Source organism: Nocardia sp. NBC_00511 (assembly GCF_045161165.1).
Lineage (GTDB): Bacteria > Actinomycetota > Actinomycetes > Mycobacteriales > Mycobacteriaceae > Nocardia.
This window is the reverse complement of the sequence record NZ_CP107849.1, coordinates 7,924,602-7,944,844: the sequence shown is the minus strand read 5'-3', so window position 1 is coordinate 7,944,844 and position 20,243 is coordinate 7,924,602. Positions and strand designations below refer to the sequence as shown.

Annotated in this window: 2 protein-coding genes; both read right to left on the bottom strand. The window is 69.8% G+C overall.

Annotated elements, in window-relative coordinates; all coding sequences use genetic code 11:
- Position 1 precedes the first annotated feature (1 nt).
- Positions 2–307, bottom strand: coding sequence for a hypothetical protein (locus tag OG300_RS36800; RefSeq protein WP_405489124.1), 306 nt, complete (start codon positions 305–307; stop codon positions 2–4).
- A 97-nt stretch (positions 308–404) separates the two neighbouring features.
- The gene (locus OG300_RS36795; RefSeq protein ID WP_405489122.1) at positions 405–20,237 is read right to left on the bottom strand and encodes a hypothetical protein; all 19,833 of its coding nucleotides are present in this window, start codon (positions 20,235–20,237) and stop codon (positions 405–407) included.
- Positions 20,238–20,243 lie beyond the last annotated feature (6 nt).

The following is a 20,243-nucleotide window of genomic DNA, read 5'->3' as shown; positions in this document are numbered from 1 at the left end:
GCTACTCCGCGCGCTCCTGCTGCTCGCGAGCGAGCTTGCGCTGCTCACGTTCTTGGAACCACTTCTCCATGTCCGCCTCCCAGCGGGCGGCATTGCTGCCGTCGAGCTGACCGGCCAGGCCCCGCTTCGCGGCATCGACCAACTCGGGGGTAACGTCCGGGTAGGCCTTGAAGATCGCCCACAGGGCGGTCTGGGTGACGTCGTCGAGCCCGGTCGCGGTGCGCGGACCGTCCCCGGACAGCACGGCTGCCAGCACCTCTTCGAAGTTCTCCCGCAACTCGTCGTCGCTGGGATAGCCGTCGCGCACGTCCGCATCCTCCCTAGTTGGAACCAGATCTCAGCATCACATATGCCGCGTGGCCGGGGAGTGGACGAGATCGTAAAAATGGGCGAACTCACCACGGTCACCCGAAGATTCCCGACCGGCGAACCGGATCGGCGAGCACGTCGCGGATGAGTATTCCGAGGTCCGCATCGCTGGGCACCGGACTGTAGCGCACCTCGCATTGCGGGCGGCCGTCCACGCGCACCACGAAGCGATGGAAGTCCCTGGTGCGCTCCCACACCGCGTCCGCGCCCAGACGATCCACGGGGAAGGCCTGATCGGCGACCCGGAGCACCAGACCGTGCTGGGCATCGCGGTAGAGGACCACCGGCACCCCGTCCATATCGCCGTACACGCCGGACAGCGAACCGCCACCGGCCGGAGCCGCACGCATGGCGCCCGTCGCCGGATCGAGCATGGCGAACTCGCCGAATCCGGAATGCGAACGCAGATACAGATCTCCGCCGCTGGTGGCCGGACCCGTGGCGCGGGGGAAGCGCGGGCGCTGCTTACCGCCGTTGGCCGAACCCGGGGCACCACCGGACGGCCCACCGCCGCCCATCGGCGAACCACCCAGGGGCTGACCGCCCGCGCCACCGGTCGAATCCGTACCGCCAGGCGCGAATCCGCCCGGACCGCCGAACCCACCCGGCGCGGAACCGTAAGGGCTGCCCGGGATATGCGGTGCGCCACCGTTCGGACCGCCACCGGGACCGGTCGGCGAACCGTCCGGCGGTTGCGGCACACCACCATTCGGCCAGGACGGCGTGGGCGGCTGTCCGCCGTTGGGCCACGACGGTGTGGTCGGCTGTCCGCCGTTCCACGGCGTGCCGCTACCGGGGGCTCCCCCGTTCGGCGGCTGCGAACCGACAGGCCAGGTATCGGTTGGAGGGGTCGTCGGTGGAGTCGTCGAGCCCGGCGGCCAGTTGCCTGAGGGCGGGGAGGTTGAGCCCGGCGGGCACGACTCGCCCGGCGGGGACGACGGCGGCGGAATCGTCGGGGGCACGGGCGGCGGAATCGTCGGGGGCGGAATCGTCGGGGGAACCGGCGGCGGCGGAATCGTCGGCGGGGCAATCGGTTTCGGCGTCGGTGCTACCGGCGCGGGGTTCGACGGCGGTGCCGGAACGTGCGGCGCACCGGTCGGTCCCGGTCCCGGTCCCACCGGAGTTTGCGGCGGCGCCGGGGGATGTGGTGGCGCCGGAGGTTGCGGCTGCTCCGGACCGGGCACCAGACCAGCGGGCGGCGTCCACGGATACGGCTGCTGCGACGGCTGCGGCGTGTAGTTCGGGAAGTTGGTCCGCAGGTTGTGCGGCACATTCAGCACATGCGTGCGCTCCCGAGCGAAAGCTCGACGCCGCGCCTCATCATCCGAGACGTCCTCGTCCGGCCCCGCCCCATCGGAACCGGAATCCCCGGCCCGGCCACGCCCACCCGAATCGGCGCCCCCAGCCGAATCGCCACTATCCGGCGACTCACCATCGGCCGACAGGGACTCACCATGAGCGACAACAGGACTACGAGGTGCGACCGGCTCCAGAGGCTCGGAGCCGGAGCCATCCGCGTCATCCGACGAAGCTTCCGGCTCAGATCCACGAACAACAGGCTGCACCGGCGCAACCGGATCCGGCGCCGGCGCCGGTGCCGGGTCGGCGCCGGTCGGGGACGCGGGGCTTTCCATGCCGAAGGCTAGGCGTGGATCCGATGGAGAACTGTTGCCTTGCGGTGGTTTCGGGTCGTCTCCAGCTGGGGGTACGGCGTTCTCCATGCCGAATGCGAGGCGCGGGTCCGGTTGGGAACCGTTGGCTTGCGGGGACTTCGGGTCGTCTCCGGCTGAGGACATGGGGTTCTCCATGCCGAACGCGAGGCGCGGGCCCGGTTGAGAACCGTTGGCTTGCGGGGACTTCGGGCCTTCGGGTGTGGAGTTGCCGATGCCGTATGCGAGACGCGGATCTTGGGGAGAGGTGCTGCCGGGGCCTCGGCCGGTGGGGTGTGAACCGGGGCCGGGGGTTGGGCCGCCGCCACCGCCGCCGTTGGGGCCGGGGGTTGGGCCGGGGCCGGAGGGGTGGGGGCCGGGACCTGGGGTGGAGGGGGTGGGGGGTTTGGGGATGTTCTGGTCTACCCAGGTTACGAGGGCGTCGGCTTGGTGCAGGCGTTCGGCTGCGGTGCGGAGGTCTTGGAAGGCGGTGGAGCTGCCGGGGGCGTTGGCCAGGACTGTTTCGCCCTGGAGGGCGGTCAGGGTGGCGTCGAGATGGGCTGGGGTGAGGTCGGATTCGGCTACTCGGTTGAGGCCGGTTGCGGTGCGGAAGTCCTTGATCGCCTGTTTCAGGGCGGTGTGGGCTTCGGTGCGGGCCTGGGCGGCGGCCTCGTGTGGAGTGACGGCGGCTCGGTCGGCGGCGGACTGGAGGCGATCCGTTTCGGCCGACCAGCGATCGGCAGCGGCCTGCGCTTGGTCGACGCGGTCGACCGCTGCGCGCAGGGCATCCGTGTGGGCAGCGAACTCCTCGGCGCCGGTCGGCTTCGGGGCGGTCATCACCGCGTCGCGTGCCGCCTTCGCCGCGTCGAGTTCCCGCTGCGCGGAGGCGGATTCACGTTGCGCGGTCTCCATCGGAGACTCCGCGGAGCGGGCCCGGGACTGTGCTTCGGCCTGGTGCCGGGCTACCAGGTCCTCGAGCTGGTGCGCCCGCACCGTCGCGTCGTACAGCTTGCTGATTCGATCGGCGGCCGCGGCCTGCTCGGCGGGCGTATGGGCGTGCTGCGCAGCCTCATCCAGCGCGTCGCGGAAGTGCTCCGGCGTCAGATCCGATTCGTTGACGCGTACGCCGCTGGTGGCGGCCTTGCGGTCGGCCAGGGCCTGATCGCGCTCCCGGGTCAGGGTTTCCACCGGAGTCTCGCCGGGCCGGGCACCTGCCAGTACGGCGGCCTCGAGACCCTGCTCGGCGGTTCGCACCCGGGCCTCGACGGCGTTGTACCGGTCCGCGGCCTGCCGGAACTCTTCGGCACGCGCTGTCTGCTCCGCCCGAAGGGGTTCCTCAACAGGAAGATTCGACAGGTGCTCGATGGTGCCGGGGAGTCGCAGCGGCGTCAGGTCCGCGTCGGTGAGCGGACGGCCCGGTGCGTCGTCGAGGTGCGATGCGTGGTCGTCGGGCTGCTGTAGCAGACGCTGCTGCGCGGCCTCACGCTGTTTGAGTGCGGAGTCGAGTTCTGTTCGTGCACTGTCGAGTTCGGACGCGGCTGCTCGGGGTGTAGCGGGGACCGGATCCGGGACGGGCGGCGTGATCGCGTCGTTGTACTGCTCGGCGAGCTGCTTCAACGCCTCGATATCCGCTGCGCGCGTGCGCACTTCGGCGCGCAGCTCGTCGAGCTTCGCCTGGGTCGCCTTGCCGTCCAGGATCTCGTGCGCCTCGATCTTGCCGTCGCGATACTGCTCGTACCGCTTGTGCAGATCGCCCGGCTCCAGACCGAGATCCTGCAGCTGCGACCACAGCGCCGCACCCCGGTGCGGTTCGTCCGAAGTCGGTGCCTCACCCAGGTATTCAGCCAGGAAGCCGCGCAGCTGTGCGGGCCCCTTCGGGTCGTGAATGGGCAGCTCGCCCTCGGCGATGCGCGGGTCCAGCTCCGGATCGAAATGCATCTCCGGGTGGAAGGGATCCACCTTGGCGAGACTCTGCGCATACTCGGCCAGCGCGACAAGCAGTTCCGGCTGCTGCTCCGAACGCCGGACCAGCTCGTCCACCAGGCGCACCACCGCCTTGGTGTCGGTGCGCTCGTGATCCGGCTGCCACACATCTTTTTTCGCGTCGAACTTCTCGCCGAACAACTCCTCGGGCGCGAGGCCGAGCCGTTCCGCGAGCCGCGCCCGGGCCTCCAGCACCTTCGGCTGGTCCAGCTTGCGCAGCGCCTCGGCGTACTTGACCAGGTCCTCCACGGCCTGCAAGCGACGCGCGCTCTTCACGGCCGGGTCGGCCATCGCCACGGCCATCCGCTTCGGAGTGAGCTCGGTCGGGTCGATGTTCAGTCGCTCCGCGAGCTTGTGCAGACGGTCGTTGAGGCCGTAGTAGGACTCGATGGCCTTGGCCGTGCCGATGTAGTCGGCCATGCCCTCGATCTGCCCCGCGCGCAGGGCCAGCTCGTGCTGCATGGCCTTGATCGACCCGTCCAGCGCCGCGGGCGTGATGTCGTCGTGGTAGACGGCCAGCTTCTTGGCCAGATCATTACGCGCGGCGAGCAATTCGTCCACGCTGCGCGGCGGCGGGGCAGGCTCGGCGGGGGTCGCGGTCGGCTCGGTGCGGTGCTCGGCGAGGTGCCACGGTGAACCCGCACCGTCGCGCACCATGGTGACCGGTGTCTTCTCGCCACCGAGATCGAGCTCCTGGAATCGCACCTCGGGAGTCGGCCGATCGAGCACCGACGGACGGCCCTGCGCATCCACGTCGACGTCCTGGAAGGCCAGCCCGAGCCGACCGTCATTGAGTTGACGCCCGATCTCGGGATGCTCGGCGAGGTAACCGGCCAGGACCTCCGCGTGATCGACATCGCCCCTGATCACCGTGAGCCGCGGCGGCTCTCCCGGCATGATGCCGACACCGTCGCCCAGGGCCGCGCCACCGTGCTCCTCGATCCAGCCGCGAGCCACGTCATCGGAGAACTCGACGCCGCGCGCGTCGGATTCGGCACGGGCATGCAGGTAGTCGTCGACGGCATGACCCAGATCGACCATCTGTCGGGCCTGCTCGCGCACCGCCATGCGCAGTTCGGACACCGTGTGCGACAACCGTTCCGGAGTCAGCTCGTCGAGCCCGACACCCAGCAGCTGCGCCCAGTTCGATCGCTCCTCACGGATCTGATCGCGCCGCACGGCCGCCTTGAACAGCCGGCCTTCCTGCGACAGCAACAGCTCCTCGGGCGACTCCACCCGGAACCGCTTCTGCTGCTCCTCACCATTGGTGACGCTCTCCCAGTCGAGCACCGACAACGGCGGGGAGTCGCGTGACAGCAGCCGCAGTGCGCGACCCATCCGGGTCAGCAGGCCGACCTCACGATCCGGATTGTTGCGGAACGCGTCGCTGGCCATCATCTCGCGGAGCATCCGGCCCAGCGGATCGTTGTCGAAGTGGTTGATCTCCCGGAAGTACCGAATGCTCGCGTCTTCGTGGTTGTAGCGGGACGAGGCGTGCAAGAGCGCCTCCACCGCACCCGCCCGGCGCAGCAGCACGTAGTGGGCCGCGTCCAGCCGCTCGCGAACCGCCTTCGGATCCGCCGAGGACAGGTCGAGGTGTTGCCGCGCAGCCTGTTTCAGTACTTCCTTCAGCGCCTGGTCACTCAGGTCCAGCGCATCGGCGTAGGACTTGGGCAGCAGCTCGCGGGGGGTGTCCGGTCCCTTCGGGCCCTCGATGGCGCGCGGCTGCTCGCGCGGGGACAGTTCATTGGAACGGTAGTCCGGGCGTTGCGCCGCACCGGTTTCCAGTTCCGCCGCGTGCAGTTGCCCGTTCATCTCCGCGAGCACCTTCGGATCGACCTCGGTCAGCCACGGCTCGTACTCGCGGGGGGCGCGCTGCCACATCGGCTCCGAGATGCCGCTCGCCTCGTGGACGCGACCCACCCAGCGCTTGAGGAACGGGATGTGCTCCCGCTGCTGCCACATGGCGAGGAGCTCTTTCGCGACACGGAAGGGGTTGCCGTCCGGCTTCTCGTGCAGCTTGACCTCGTGCGGCTGGGGCCCGTGCGGGGCGACGCCGCCGTGCGGGGTGCCCTCGTGCGGCTCGACCTGTGTCCCGAACACGATCTGGTCGTTGTGCAGCAGCACACCCGGCCCCGACAGGACCCTGCCCCAGCCATCGGTGTCCTCACCCGAGCCCGACGGGTACTTCGGGTACGGGTCCTTGAAGCCGGCGCGGATGAAATCCCAGAGACGGCGACGGAACGGCGGACGGGTCTGCTCGGCGGGCTCGGGCCGGTGCTCGCCCGGCAGGGCGGGGCGGGCGGCCGGGTCGAGATGCCGGACACCGTTCTCGTCGGTGCGGACCACGACATGGACGCGATCGCCGTTCGCCTCCAGCACCAGGCGCAGCGGGTCCGACGGGTCGGTGGTGTGGAAGGTGGCGGCCACCAGATCCGCGACATCGGCTGCGCGACGGAGGGTTTCATCTCGCAGTGCGGACAGCGTGGCGTCCCGCAGCTCGGGGGCCAGCAGGTCCGGATCGACGCGCAACAGGCGCGCCCACTCGTCGCGGATCTCCGCCAGTTGAGCGCGCGCCTGTGGATCGGTCGCCGCGTCATGGTGCGCGGATGCGGCGTCCAGAGCCTCGATCGCACCGGCCCGCAACATATTCCGCTGCTGGAGGATGCCCGCGACCTCCGGCAGATGCTCGGGCGCGACCTGCTCGTCGGTCAAACCGAGACGACGGGCGATGTCCGCGCGCAGGTCGTCCAGGGTCATGGCGCGCGGGGTATCGCCCGGCCGCTGCACCGGATCCGACCACGGTTCCAACGGCAGCGCGCCGTGCTCGTCGGGAGACGGGGCCGCCCTGCGCTCCAGCGGAGGACGCTGTGCCGCAGCCTCTTCGACGTTCGCATTGTGCAGACGATCCGCGATGCCCAGCCTGCGGAACTCTTCCTCCTGGGCGCGCAGCACCGCAGGATCGACCTCGCTGCGCCAGTACTCCTTTCCGCCGTAGCGCTCGTCGAGTGAGAGCGGACCGAAATCCTTCGGGTCCTGCATCGGCCTCGGCGTGCGCCCGGCATCGGGATCGCCGAAGAAGCCACGCGCCCTGGCCATCTCGGCCAGTTCCTGCAGCGACGCTATCGGGTCCATGCGTCTGGTGAGCGCTTCACCCACGCCCAGCGCGTCCGCCAGGCGGGCCAGATAGGTCTCCTCCTGCGGACTCCGGGCCTGGGCGTTGTGCTCCAGCGGAGCCTTCATCAGGAAGTCCACCACTGCCCGCAGCGCCCGCGAAGCCTTGGTCGGATTCACCGAGGGAGGCTCTTGCTCAGGCTCGCCCTCACCCGCGCGAGAGATCTCCGCGGTCTGAGTCTCGGCCTCGGACAGGGGAACACCCGCCGCGGCCTCGTTCGGGACCGTCGCTTCCCGGACCGTCGCGGACGCGGTCGCTTCGTGAGCGGGCTCCGACTCGGCGCGCGCCGCCTGCGGGCCGGTGGCCTCGCCCTCCGGGGTGGTGCGCGGACCACCCGGCTTCTCAGCGTCGGGCTGTTGCGGACGGTTTTCCGCAGCGGGCTTCTCGCCACCGGCTTCGGGCTCCGGATCGGGCCGGGCAGCACCGCCGCGCGGCGGTTTCGGGGGCTCCTTACCGCCTGCGCCGGAACCAGCGGGCGCGGGCGGTTCCGGGTCGCCACCGCCCGAATCCGGGCGTGGGCCGGACGGATTCGAGCCCGGTGGCATGGTCTCATCAGGTCGGCCACCCGCCATGTCCCACAGCCAGTCGGCGCGGTCGGCGGAGATCCGCGCCAGCAGATCCGCGTTGTCGGCACGCAGCCGCGCAGCCAGCTCCGCAGGACTACCCGGCACCTCGAAATCAGCCATCTCATGCAGGAACTGCGCGTACCTCGCATCCGACTGCGCCGCCAGATCCGCCTCCGCAGCCCGCTCCCGCTCGTACGCGGCATCCGGATCGTGCGGATCGGCCGGCTGACGCAACAGCGAGCCATCGAGCGAACCAGGCTCGCCACCACCCGAATTCGGCTCCTCAACCGGCCGCACACCCGACTCCTGCGGCGTCTCCGGCTGTTCGAGCACCGGCTGTTCAGGAGTCCCCGGCTTCTCGGGGGCCTCCCCTTGCTCGGACTTCGCCGCCGCGTCCGGCTTCGCCGTCTCCTCAGACCTGGCCGCCTCGTCGGGCTTAGCTGCCTCGTCGGGCTTGGCTGCCTCTTCCGGCTTAGCTGCTTCCTCAGGCTCAGCCGCCTCTTCAGGCTTGGCCGCCTCTACGGGTTTGGCCGCCTCTTCCTGCTTAGCTGCCTCTTCCGGCTTAGCTGCTTCCTCAGGCTTAGCCGCCTCTTCGGGCTTGACCGCTTCTTCAGGAGTCGGCTGGGCTGGGGGCTTGTTTTCGGGAGCGGCTGGGTCGGGGTCGGGGGTGGAGCGGGCTGAGGGGCCGGAGTTGGGTTCGTTCGGGTTGCGGGGGTGGGCGAGGGCGGCGCCGGTGGGGCCGTCTTCGCCTGGGTCGGGGGTGTGGGCGGGGGATGAAGGGTCGGTGGGGTGGGGGATGTTTTGGTCTACCCAGGTGGCCAGGTCGTCGGCGCGGTGGGAACGCTCGGCGGCGGCGCGGAGGTCTTCGAAGGCGGTGGCGCTGCCGGGGCCGTTGACGAGAACTGTTTCGCCCTGGAGGGATTCGAGGGTCTCGTCGAGGCGTTGGGGGGTGAGGTCGGATTCGGCGACGCGGTTGAGGCCGGTGGCGGCTCGGAAGTCCGTGATCGCCTGTTTCAGGGCGGCTCGGGCTTCGTCGCGGGCCTGGGCGGCGGCCTCGTGCGGGGTGACGGCTGCGCGGTCGGCGGCGGACTGGAGGCGATCCGTTTCGGCCGACCAGCGATCGGCGGCGGCCTGCGCCTGGTCGACGCGGTCGACCGCTGCGCGCAGGGCATCCGTGTGGGCGGCGAACTCCTCTGGGCCGACCGGCTTCGGAGCGTTCATCACCGCGTCGCGGTCCGCCTTCGCGGCGTCGAGTTCGGTTTGCGCGGCGGCGGATTCACGCTGGGCGGACTCCAGCGGTGTTTCCGCTGCCCGGGCCCGGGACTGCGCCTCGGCCTCGTGCCGTGCGATCAGGTCATCGAGCAGGTGCACCCGCACCGTCGCCTCGTGCAGGCGAGCTATCCGCGGACCGATCTCCGCGTGCTGCTCCGGTGTGCGGGCATGCTGGGTGGCCTCGTTCAGCGCGTCGCGGAAATGTTCGGGCGTCAGTTCGGATTCGTTGACCCGGAGACCGACCATCGCTCGCTTGCGGCCGCCGATCGCGAATTCCCGTTCGCGGCGCAGGGTATCGAGCGGCGACTCACCAGGGCGCGCCGCCGCCGCGAGAGAACGATCGAGTTCGTGTTCGGCGGCCTGTACCCGAGCTTCGGCCGCATTGTAATTCTCTGCGGCGGCGCGCAATTCGGTGATACGCGCCTCGTGGCTGGAGCGCAGCGCCTCCGGCACGGGCAGGGCCTCGAGGTGCTCGAGCGTGGACGCCAGTCGCCGCGGCGTCAGATCCTCGGGGCGGATCGCCCGGCCGGGCGCACCCTCCAGATGCGGTGCGTGCGCATCCGGTTGCGTAACCCGACCCAGCGCGTAGTCGCGACCGTTGCGGGCACGCTCGAAATCGGCTCGGGCACTGTCGAGTTGGGCTGCGGCCAGCCTCGGACGCGGGGGCGGGAGTTCCGCCTCGACCGGCGCGGTGGCCCGGTTGTACTCCTCCGAGACCTGCTTCAAGGCCTCGATATCGGCTGCGCGCGAACGGACCTCGGCTCGCAGATCGTCGATCGTCTGCTTGGTCTCGGCATCGGTCGGGCGCTCGAACTTCTCGATCTTGCCGTCGAGATAGGCCTCATAGGCCTTGGCCTGCCGGACCGGATCGTCACCGAGCTCGAGACCCTGCAGTCGAGCCCACACCGGACCGTCCTGCGGCGGCTCGTCCACCCGCGGGGCCTCACCCATCAGGTCGGGGTCGAAACCACGCAGCTGACCGGGCGCATCCTTGTCGTAGACGGGCAGTTCACCCTCGACGATGCGCGGATCCGCGGCCGGGTCGAATTGCATGTCATTGTGGAACGGATCGAGATTGCCCAGGCTGCGCGCGTATTCGGTCAGCGCCGCAAGCAGTTCCGGCCGATCCATCGAGCGGTGCAGCAGATCGTTGATCGCGCGCAGTGTCGCCTTGGGATCGGTCGCCTTGGGATCCGGTTCGAACAGATCCGCCTTCTTGTTGTACTTCTCGTCGTACAGATCCTCGGGTGCGACGCCGAGCCGTTCCGCCAGCCGGTTACGGGCGGCCATGGCGGCGTCGGGATCCAGTTTGCCCAGCGCCTTGGCATAATCGAGCAGATCCTCCACCGCCTGCAGGCGACGCACATTGCGCACCCCCGGATCGGCCATGGCCTCGGCCATCCGCTCGGGCGTCAGCGTGCCGGGATCCAATCCGAGCCGGTGCGAAAGCTCCTGCAGCGCCGTGTTGAGATCGTGGAACGCCTCGATCTTGTCGCTGCTGCGGATGTAATCGGCCATGCCCTCGATCTGGGCGGCACGCAGGGCGTTCTCGTGCTGCATGGCCTTGATGGTGTCGGCCAGCTCGGCCGGGGACAGATCATCGCGGTAGACCAGCAGCTTCTTGGCGAGATCGTCACGCGCCGTGCGCAATTCGTCGACCGTGCGCGGCGGGGTGTGCGCCTCGGGTGTCGACGTCGGATGCGGCTCGGACAACTCGGCCACCCGCCACGGCCCGGCCGGATGGTCACGCAACGTGGTGACCGCGACCCGCTCACCGTTCAGATCGAACTCGTGGAAGCGCACCTCGGGGGTCGGCTCCTCGACCACCACCGGGCCGTGCTCATCCAGGGAGACCGTGCGGAAGTCCAGTCGCAGCCGGCCATCCGCGAGCTGATGCCCGATCTCGGGATGCTCGGCCAGGAAATCGGCCAGCACCCGGGCGTGATCGGTGCTGCCGCGAATCACCGTCAGTCGCGGCGGTTCGCCACCGAGGATGCTCACGCTGTCACCCAGCGTCGCGCCGTCGTGCTCCTGCACCCAGGCCCGACCGACGTCCGCGGCGATGCTCTCGGCCGCCGTGCGCACCTGATCGTCAGCATGCACGTAGTCGTCGACAGCGTGGCCGAGATCGACCACCTGATCGGCGTGCTCGCGCACCGCCATGCGCAGCTCGGCCAGGGTGTGCGGCAAGCGCTCCGGCGTCAGTTCGTCCAGGCCGAGACCGAGCATCTGCGCCCAGTTCGACCGCTCCTCACGAATCTGGTCGCGCCGCAACGCCCGATCGAAGAGGATGCCCTCCTTGCGGGTCGACATCTCCTCCGGCGACAGGGAATCGAAGTGCCGGGCCGGATCGCCACCGTTCGGCTTGCTCTCCCACTCGAGCATGGTGACGAGCGGATCGTCCTTGCCGACCAGGCCGAACTTGCGGGCGAGCTTGGTGAGCGCCCACTCCTTGCGCGTCGGATCGCTGTGCACCAGCTCGCGCAGGTAGCGGCCCAGCGGGTCCTTGTCGAAGAAGTTCATCTCGCGGCTGTAGGGAACCAGGCCGTCCTGGAGGTTGTAGCTGCGGGCGGCATCGGCCAGCGCTTCCACCGCACCGGCGCGGCGCATCATCACGTACTTCGCCTCGTCGACCAGCCGGCGCAGCGTGGCCGGTTCGGCCGTCCGCAGGTCGATGCCTTGCCGCGCAGCCTGTTTCAGCACCTCGCGCAGCGCGTCGTCACGGACGTCGAGCTGATCGGCCAGGGTCTTCGGCAGACCGGCGCGCTCGGCGGCCGGATCGCTCGGCGGGGTGGAGTGCGGATCCGGTTGTCCGCCAGCGGCTTCGGCGGGGTGCTCGCCGGAGGTCAACTCCGGCAGCGCCGGACGCTGGGTGACGGCGGCCGGATCCTCACCCGGGGGCAGCGCGGGCTGATGCTGCCCGGTCGGCGGATCCTCGTTCGAGATCCCCGCCGCGGCCAGTTCCGCGGCGACCTTGGCACGAGTGGCCGGATCGACCTCAGTGAGCCACGGCTGGTACTCGCCGCCGTCCCGGGTGCGCCTCGGAACCCATTCCGACACCACATTCGCGATCTTGCCGGTGAGGCGGTTCACCAACGGCAGATATTCGCGCGCCTTCCAGAAGGTCGCGAACTCCTTCGCCAAACGCGACGGGTTGATATCGAGTTCGTGCAGGAAGTCGTTGTGCAGCCACCCACCGATCTCGTGGATGATCTGCTTCTGACCGGTGCCGTCGAGACCCGAACCCGAGGCGTACTTCGGGTACTGGTCGCTGAATCCGCTCCGAATGAAGTTCCACAGCCGTTTTCCGAACGGCAGCAGCACCGGATCAGGCTTGGCCGGAAGCCGGTCCTTGGGCAGCGGCGGACGCTCGGCGGGCTCGAGATGCTTGACCCCGTTCTCGTCGGTGCGCACCGTGACGTGGACGCGCTCGCCGTTGGCCTCCAGCACCAGATGCTGCGGGCCCGACGGGTCGGGGGTGTGGAAGGTCGCAGCCATGAGATCCGCGATATCGGCTGCCCGACGGACTGTTTCGTCACGTAGCGCGGTCAGCGTCGCGTCTCGCAGTTCCGGGGCCAGCAGGTCCGGATCGACGCGCAGCAGACGCGCCCACTCGTCGCGGATCTTCGCCAGCTGTGTGCGCTGGACGGGATCCGTCGCCGCGTCATGGCGGGCGGAGGCCTCGTCGAGGGCCTCGATCGCACCGGCGCGCAACATGTTCCGGTACTGGAGTTCGCCCGCGGTCTCCGGCAGGCGATCGGGTGCGATCTGCTCATCCGACAGGCCCAGCCGCTCGGCGATATCCGCGCGCAGCTCATCGAGGGTCAGGGCGCGCGGCGGATCACCCGGACCGTAGGTGGGATCCGACCACGGCTCGAGCGGCAGACCGGCGTGTTCGTCCGGCGTCCGAGAAGTATTGCCTTCCAACGCCGGTCGGGCGGCTGCCGCTTCTTCGGCCGCAGCGCGATTGAGGCGGTCGTCGAGGCCCAGCTTGCGGAACTCGGCTTCCTGGGCACGCAATACATCCGGATCGACCTCGTTACGCCAGTACTCCTCGCCGCCGTAGCGCTCGTCGAGTGAGAGCGGGCCGAAATCCTCCGGATCTCGCATCGACCTCGGGGTGGCACCGGTGTCCGGATCGCCGAAAAAGCCGCGCGCCCTGGCCATCTCGGCCAGCTCCTGCAACGAGGCCAGCGGGTCCGGACGACCGGACAGCGCATCGTTCATGCCCAGCGCGTCGGCCAGGCGAGCCAGATAGCGCAGCTCCTCCGGAGTGCGCTGATGGGCGTTGTGTTCCAGCGGGGCCTTCGACAGGAAGTCCACCACCGCCCGCAACGTGGGAGACATCTTCGCGGGATCCACCGAGAGCGGGCGTGATTCGCTCGCCGGGGCCTCACCGGCGGGGGTGAGTTCCACCGTCGGGGCCTCCGACGCGGGCACCACGGCGGTCGGAGCCGTGTTCTCCTCCGTAGTCGCGGCCGGATCCGGATCGGGTGCGTGAGCGTTGCGTGCGGTCTGCGGCGTGGTCGCCTCGTTCTCGCCAGCAGGCGTCGACCGCGCTGTGGGCGTGGACTTCTCGCCCGCTGCGGGCTTTCCGCCGTCCGGCTCGTTCCGGGCCGAAGGCGTGGACTTCTCGCCGCCGGTGGACTCGGGATCCGGTTGCGGGTCGCCCGCGCGCGGCGGGGTGGGCGGCTTCTTGCCGTCGTCGCCGCCTCCGCTCGCGGCGGCCGGGGCCTCGCCGGCTTCCGGGGTGGGCGGGTTCGGCTTGCCGCCCTGCGTCGGTTCTTCACCGGCGGAAGCGTTTTCGGCGGTGGGGGTGGCAGCGGACTCGTCCGGGCGGCCGCCTGCCATCTCCCACAGGTAGTCGGCGCGCTCGGCGGAAATACGCGCGAGCAGATCGGCCTGTTCGGCGCGCAGTCGAGCCTCGCGCTCCGCCGGAGTACCCGGGACCTCGTTGTCGGCCAGAGCGTGCAGGTAGCGAGCGTCGTTCGCGTCGGCGCGGGCCGCGATGTCGGCGTGCTCGGCATTCATGCGATCGACCCAGCTGTCCGGATCGTTCGGGTCCGACGCGCGGCGGAAGAGTCGCTCGTCCGGCGACTCCTGTTGCTTGACACCGAGATCCGGTTCGCTGCCGTCGGACGGGTGCGACTGGTGCGACGGATCTTGATCCGCGGCAGGATCGCCGTGGGTGCGCGAATTGTCGCCGGGGGCAGCCTGATCCTTGGACGCGGCGTCATGCGGAGCCTCGGACGGATGCGCGGCCTCCGGGTTCTCGGCGCGCGGCTCGCTTCCTTCGACCGGATCTTGGGTGCCGGTCGGGCTCCGGCCCTCCGCAGGGGCATGACCGGCGACGGGGCTGCCGGAGGCTCGCGAATCGTCGTTGGTGGCAGATGAATTGGGCGACTCCCCAGGTCTTGGCAGCTCGGCTCTGGGGGCCGACTCCGGACCGTGGTTGCCGGGCCGAGCGGTGGAGTCGGTCCGAGGGTTGATCGACGCCAGGTGGTCGTTGAAGGTGTCCACCAGCAATTTGTGCAGCAGCTTGGAGGCGACGCTCGCGTTGTCGCCGTTGAGTTCGACATCGGTGAAGGCCTCGGCCAGCGCCTCCGGGCGATCGAGCAAACCATGCTCGTCGAAGCTGTAGCCGCTGAGCGATTCGCGCACCCAGGAGGTGAAGCCGCCCTTGAGCTTCTGAGCCATGAAGTGATCGAGCAATGCCTCCATCACCTTTTCACGGGCCTTGGCCTCGCTGGTGAAGTCGATGGCGTGCGCGAACTCGTGCACGATCGTCGAATAGACCGGGCGCTCGCCCGAGCCGGGCACCAACTCGCCCTCGCGCACCTTCTGCGAGACCCGTGCCGCAAACGTCTCCGGGTCCAGGGCGAGCTTCTTGTTCAGGACGATCTTGCGGGCCAGCTTGCGTCCCGACGCATCGGTGGTCGGATGCGTCTCGGCGTAGACGTCATTCGGCAGATCGTCGATACGGACCGCCAGCAGCCGCGTGCCCGGGTACTTGTTCATCATGTCGTCGATGCCACGGGCATACTCGCGCAGCACCTCGACATCGATCGAGGAATCGAAGCCGTGCGCCTGGATCCGGTAGAGCTCCCGGAGCTTGTCGGTGATCTGCTGCGCGTCCCGATGCGACCACTCGTCATCGGGTCTGGGCGACCAATCCTGGTGCGGGCCCGCGGAATCCCCGTCACCGCCACCCCACAGCCGCCTGCCGAACCTACGACGAGGCCGAGGACGCTCCTCATCCTGAGGTGACCGGTTACCCGGCTCAGGGGTATCGGTGGCATGACGCGCCGGGCTGCCGTCGTGAGCGGGGGCGGCATCATCGCCGGACGCACGGCGCGCCGCGGGATCCGAATCATGCACGGGCTCAGCGGCATCCGGCTTCACCGCCTGCGGATGCTCCTCGGCGGGCGCTTCGGAACGCGCCGGGCGCGGCCCACCCTCCGGCTCACCGGACCGTGGCGTCTCATCCGGCGACCGCCGCTCGCCGACCTGGCCGTCATCCTTCGGCGCGACCTTGTCACGCGGCGAAACCTCTTCGCGCGCAATGACATCCTCACGCGGCGGCACGGCGTCGCGGGGCGGAACCTCGTCCCGCACCGGGATCTCGTCGCGCGGCTGCGGGCCCTCACGCGGCGGTACCTCATCGCGGGGAGCAACATCATCACGCGGTCGCGCATTGTCCCGACCCGGAACTTCATCACGCGCTGGGATCTCGTCACGCGGAACGACGTCATCACGCGGCAGAACCTCGTCCCGCACCGGGATCTCGTCACGCGGCAGCGGGCCCTCACGCGGCGGTACCTCATCGCGGGGAGCAACATCGTCACGCGCCGCGATTTTGTCCCGCGGGACGACATCATCACGCGGCTGTACGTCATCACGCGGCGGAACCTCATCGCGCGGCGGAACCTCATCGCGCGGAACCACATCATCACGCGGCTGTACGTCATCACGCGGCTGTACGTCATCACGCGGTGCGACGTTGTCGCGCGGCTGTGCGTCATCGCGCGGCTGTGCGTCATCGCGCGGCGAAACCTCTTCTCGCGGTTCGATGTTGTCGTGTGGGTCAGGTGTGGCCGCGGGGTCGTTGGCGGGGGTTCGGGGGTCGTTCGGGGGCTGGTTGTCGGGGTGTTCGGGGGTGGGGGCGTGTTCGTTGGCCGGGGCGGCCTCGGGGGGTAGTTCGGTGGGCGTGGGCTCGGGGCCGGTGGGGCGGGCGATCGCGTCGGCGGGGACGTGGTGGGCGGATTCGGGGTCGGGGCCGAATCTGGTGACCTCGTCGAGGAGGTGCCAGTAGAGGACCTTGGCGGGTTCACTCGCGCGTTCACCGTTGAGTTCGACATCGGTGAAGGCCTCACCCAGCGCCTCGGCCGGATCCAGTGGGCCGCGCTTGTCGAAGGAATAGCCGCTGAGCTGGTGCAGCCACTCCTGGTACTTCGTCTGGAATTCCTGCTCGTCCATGGTGGAGCGGGTGTTCTCGAAGTAGTCGCGCAGGGCGCGCTCGGCGGTGTGCCAGATCTCGTTGCCCTCGGCGTCGAGAGCGTGCGCGAACTCGTGCACGATCGTCGAATACGCCGGGCGCTCACTGGAACCCGGAACCAGATGCCCGCGGTTCTCCGCCTTGACCATCTGGTCGGCGAAGACCTCGGGGTGCGTCGCGTGATACAGGCTCAACGTGATCTCGCCCGCGGCGTGGCGCAGATAGCGTTCCGGGCCCACATACTCACGGCGGGGCCTGTGACTGGCGAAAGTGTCGTGGTCGAGCATCGCCCCGATCCGGACGATCTGCAGCTTTCTGCCGTCCGGATAGCGAGTCAGCATGTCGTCGATGGCACGTGCGAACTCGCGCGCAACCTCGGGGTCGACACCCGGTGTCTCGAAACCCTTCACCTGGAGGCCGATGTCCGACCAGAGCTCGGCGAGCTTCTTCTGCACCTCCTCCGGGCTCAGACCCGACCACATGTCGTCGGGTCGCGACGACCAATCATGCGGAGCCTCAGCGGTACTCGGCTCGGTGTGCGCGGCCGGAGGCTTCGCGGCCTCGGCCGGGCGGGAGGTCGGGTGCTCCACCACGGGATCCAGGGGCACCAGCGGAACAACGCCAGTGGCGGCATCCGCGCCCCAGTTGTCGTCGCCGAAATACTCGGGGCCGTCGCCGTCGTGGGCACCGACCGGATGCTCAGGCTCGGGACCACCGGCGTGTTGAGGCGTGTGCGCCGCATCGCCCGGGTGAGAAGCGTCGGGCCGCTGAGTTTCCGGGCGGACATCCCCGACCTTGGGTTCGCTGGCGTTCGAAAGATCTTCGGGCCGAACATCTTCCGGCCGAACATCCACTGGCTTCCCGCCATCGGGCCGAGCGTCCTCGGGCCGCGCATCCGCTGGCGGGGTGCCGTCCGTCGGCTGCCGGTCCGCGAAGGGAACTTCATCCTGCGGGGTCGCCTCATCCGGAACGCGATCCTGCGGCTTCGCATCATCAGCATGCGGCTCTGCGATGTCACGCGGTTCAGCGTCAAGCGGTTCGGCATCACGGGGTTGCGCATCGCGCGGTTCGGCGTCACGCGGTTCAGCGTCGCGGGGTTCCCCGTCACGCGGTTCAGCGTCGCGGGGTACGGCATCGCGCGGTTCAGCATTGCGCAGTTCGGCATCGCGCGGCTCGGCATCGCGCGGCTCGGCATCGCGGGGTTCCGCATCACGCGGCTCGGGTCTGTCGTCGATCACCTGGTCGTCGGGGTGCGGTTGGGGTGCTGCGGGCTCTTCGTCGAGTGGGCGGGATCGGCCAGTCGCGGGATCGGGGTCGTCGGCGACACCAGCGCGCGGGCGGTCGGGGTGGGGTTCGTCGGGGGCTGCGGGGACGTGTGGCTCGGCGAGGGTGCCGGGGTGGGCGGAGGTGCCGTCGGCGTCGGGAGTGTGGCCGGGCGAATCGGTGGCGCGGTTGTCGGACTGCACGCCGATCGCGGGGTCGTGCGGGGATTCCGTTGTGGTGGTGCCGATTCCGGCCTTGGTGTCGGCGGCACCGGTACGCGCGGGGCCGCTGGCGGCTCGCGTGTCGTCGGATCGACCAGCGCCGGATGCCCGGGTGTCGGCGGCACCGGCACGCGGCGCGGCCGGGTCCGAAACACCCTGGGGCTTGGCCGAATCCAGCCGCGGAGCCTCGGGGGTGCGGGGGGCCGCCGGGGTTCGGGACGCGTCCGGGTTGGCGGTCGTGGGACGCGATTCGGCGGCGGGGGCACGCTGCTCCGCCGGAGCCGCCGCATGATCGGTGCCGCTCGGCGCGACCACCGGCCCCTCGGCCACGAACGGCACCGACGCACGGGAATCCGGTGCGGCGGTGGGCGTGGACGCGTCGGCGGACGGGGCGGGCGAGTGCGAGGGGGCGACGTGGGCGGCACTGCCGTCCGGCGCGGCGCCGGACCCGGTCGGCTCGGCGGCGCCATCGTGGGGTGCGGCCGGATCGGCGGGCGCCACCGGAGGCGGAGCGGACTGGACGTCCGGGGCGGGGTGCGCACTCTCGGCGGGCGCATCTGAAGTAGGTTGCGGCTGCGCCTGCGGCGCGGCCTCCGAGGGCGCGGACGCACTCGCCGGAGACAGCGACGGGTTGGAGCCGGACGAGGATCCCTGCGAGCCCGCCGACGGTGCCGAATCACCGGTATTCACACCGGAATTGCCCGGGCTGGCACCGGTGTTCTGCGGCTGGACCGGCTGCGAATCGCCACCCTGCTGCGGAGCCGCGGGCTGATGGGAATCACCCGCGTTGACACCGGGCTGGGGACCGGCGGGCTGATGCGCGCCGTCCCCGTTGACACCGGGCTGCGAGCCCGCCGGTTGATGAGCGTTGTCTCCAGGCACACCGGACTGCGGGCCTCCAGGCTGCTGAGCCTTGTCCCCCTCGGCATTTCCCGGATCGGGGGCCGCGCCGTGATGAGCGTCATTGCCGGGAGCAGTACCGGTCTCCGGCTCCGACGGCTTGGATGCGTTGTCCCCGTTCGAATTTCCGGGGTCGACACCCGAACGATGACCCGAATCGCCACCGGGGTCGCCGGTCTGCGGATCACCGGGCTGATGACCGGTACCCGTATCACCGGTGTGCTCACCACCGGAGCCGTTCGGATCACCCGCCGGAGTTCCCTCGGGAGCGCCGGAATGCGTTCCGTCGGTTTTGATTCCACCGAGATCGCCCACCCCGGGGTGAGTTCCGTCGCCCGTCGGCAGTTCAGCGACGTGCGGTGTCACCGCCGGACCGTGACCTCCGAAGGCATGCGCCCCAGCATGATTCAGCGACGAGACGACACCCGCGCCGAACCCCGCCGTCAGCATGCGCGGGTCGAACTGGGTGTTCTCCAGATTCTTCACGGCGTCGTTCAGCCCGTGCTGCGCGACATCGAAACCGAACTGGGTGGCGGTGCCGCCGACGAATCCCGCTCCGGCGCCGACCAATCCGGACGTGGCGTGCGTCGCCAACTGGCTGAGCAGACCGGTCATCCCCCGCGCGGCCAATTTGCCGCCCAGCCAGCCGCCGAACGGACCCGCGACCGCACCACCCATACCGGCGCCGACCGCGGTGACCGCCGTCTGCTGCCAGTTGATGCCGCTGCGGTGCCCCTCCAGCACCTGGATCTCCTGCGCACCGAGATCCTGGATCGTCCCGATCGCCATATTGAGAGCGATGTGCCGCAGCAGGAACTTCGCCAGCGCGGGACCGACGAGCTTGGCCATCGCCTTCTCGATCGCGTTCATGGCATCGCGGGCGATGATCCGCACCGCCACCCGCGTGGACGCCACCGCGATGGCCTCTTCCTCGGGCGCGGTCGGCGGAAACACCCACACCGCGATCATTTCCGCCGCCAGCCAGGCCAGCGTCGAATAGAACATGATCTTCGTGTATTGAATCTGGGTGCCCGTGTCGTCCACCGAGCTGCCGACCTGATCGAAATATCCCGCCAGATCGACGATCGAGGTGTTCCCATCGGCGCTGGCCTGGCCGCTGAGCAGGTCGAAGGACTTCGACATCGCCGCGACACCGTCGCCGTCCGGATACGCGGCCAGCGTGGTCGACTTGGCATCGGCGATGGCGTCGAGCAGATTTCGCAGCCCGTCCCCGCCGGTACGCCAGTCCTGGGCCAGGGCCCACATCTGGTCCTCGTTGCCCTGCGGCCACTCCATGCCGACCAGATAGCCCAGGTCTTCCAGCCAGGAGGGAAATTCCATCATGCGGGG

Bases quoted from the DNA above. Each gene is read 5' to 3' on its own strand.
- OG300_RS36795 (WP_405489122.1), bottom strand. From the start codon at position 20,237: ATGATGGAATTTCCCTCCTGGCTGGAAGACCTGGGCTATCTGGTCGGC.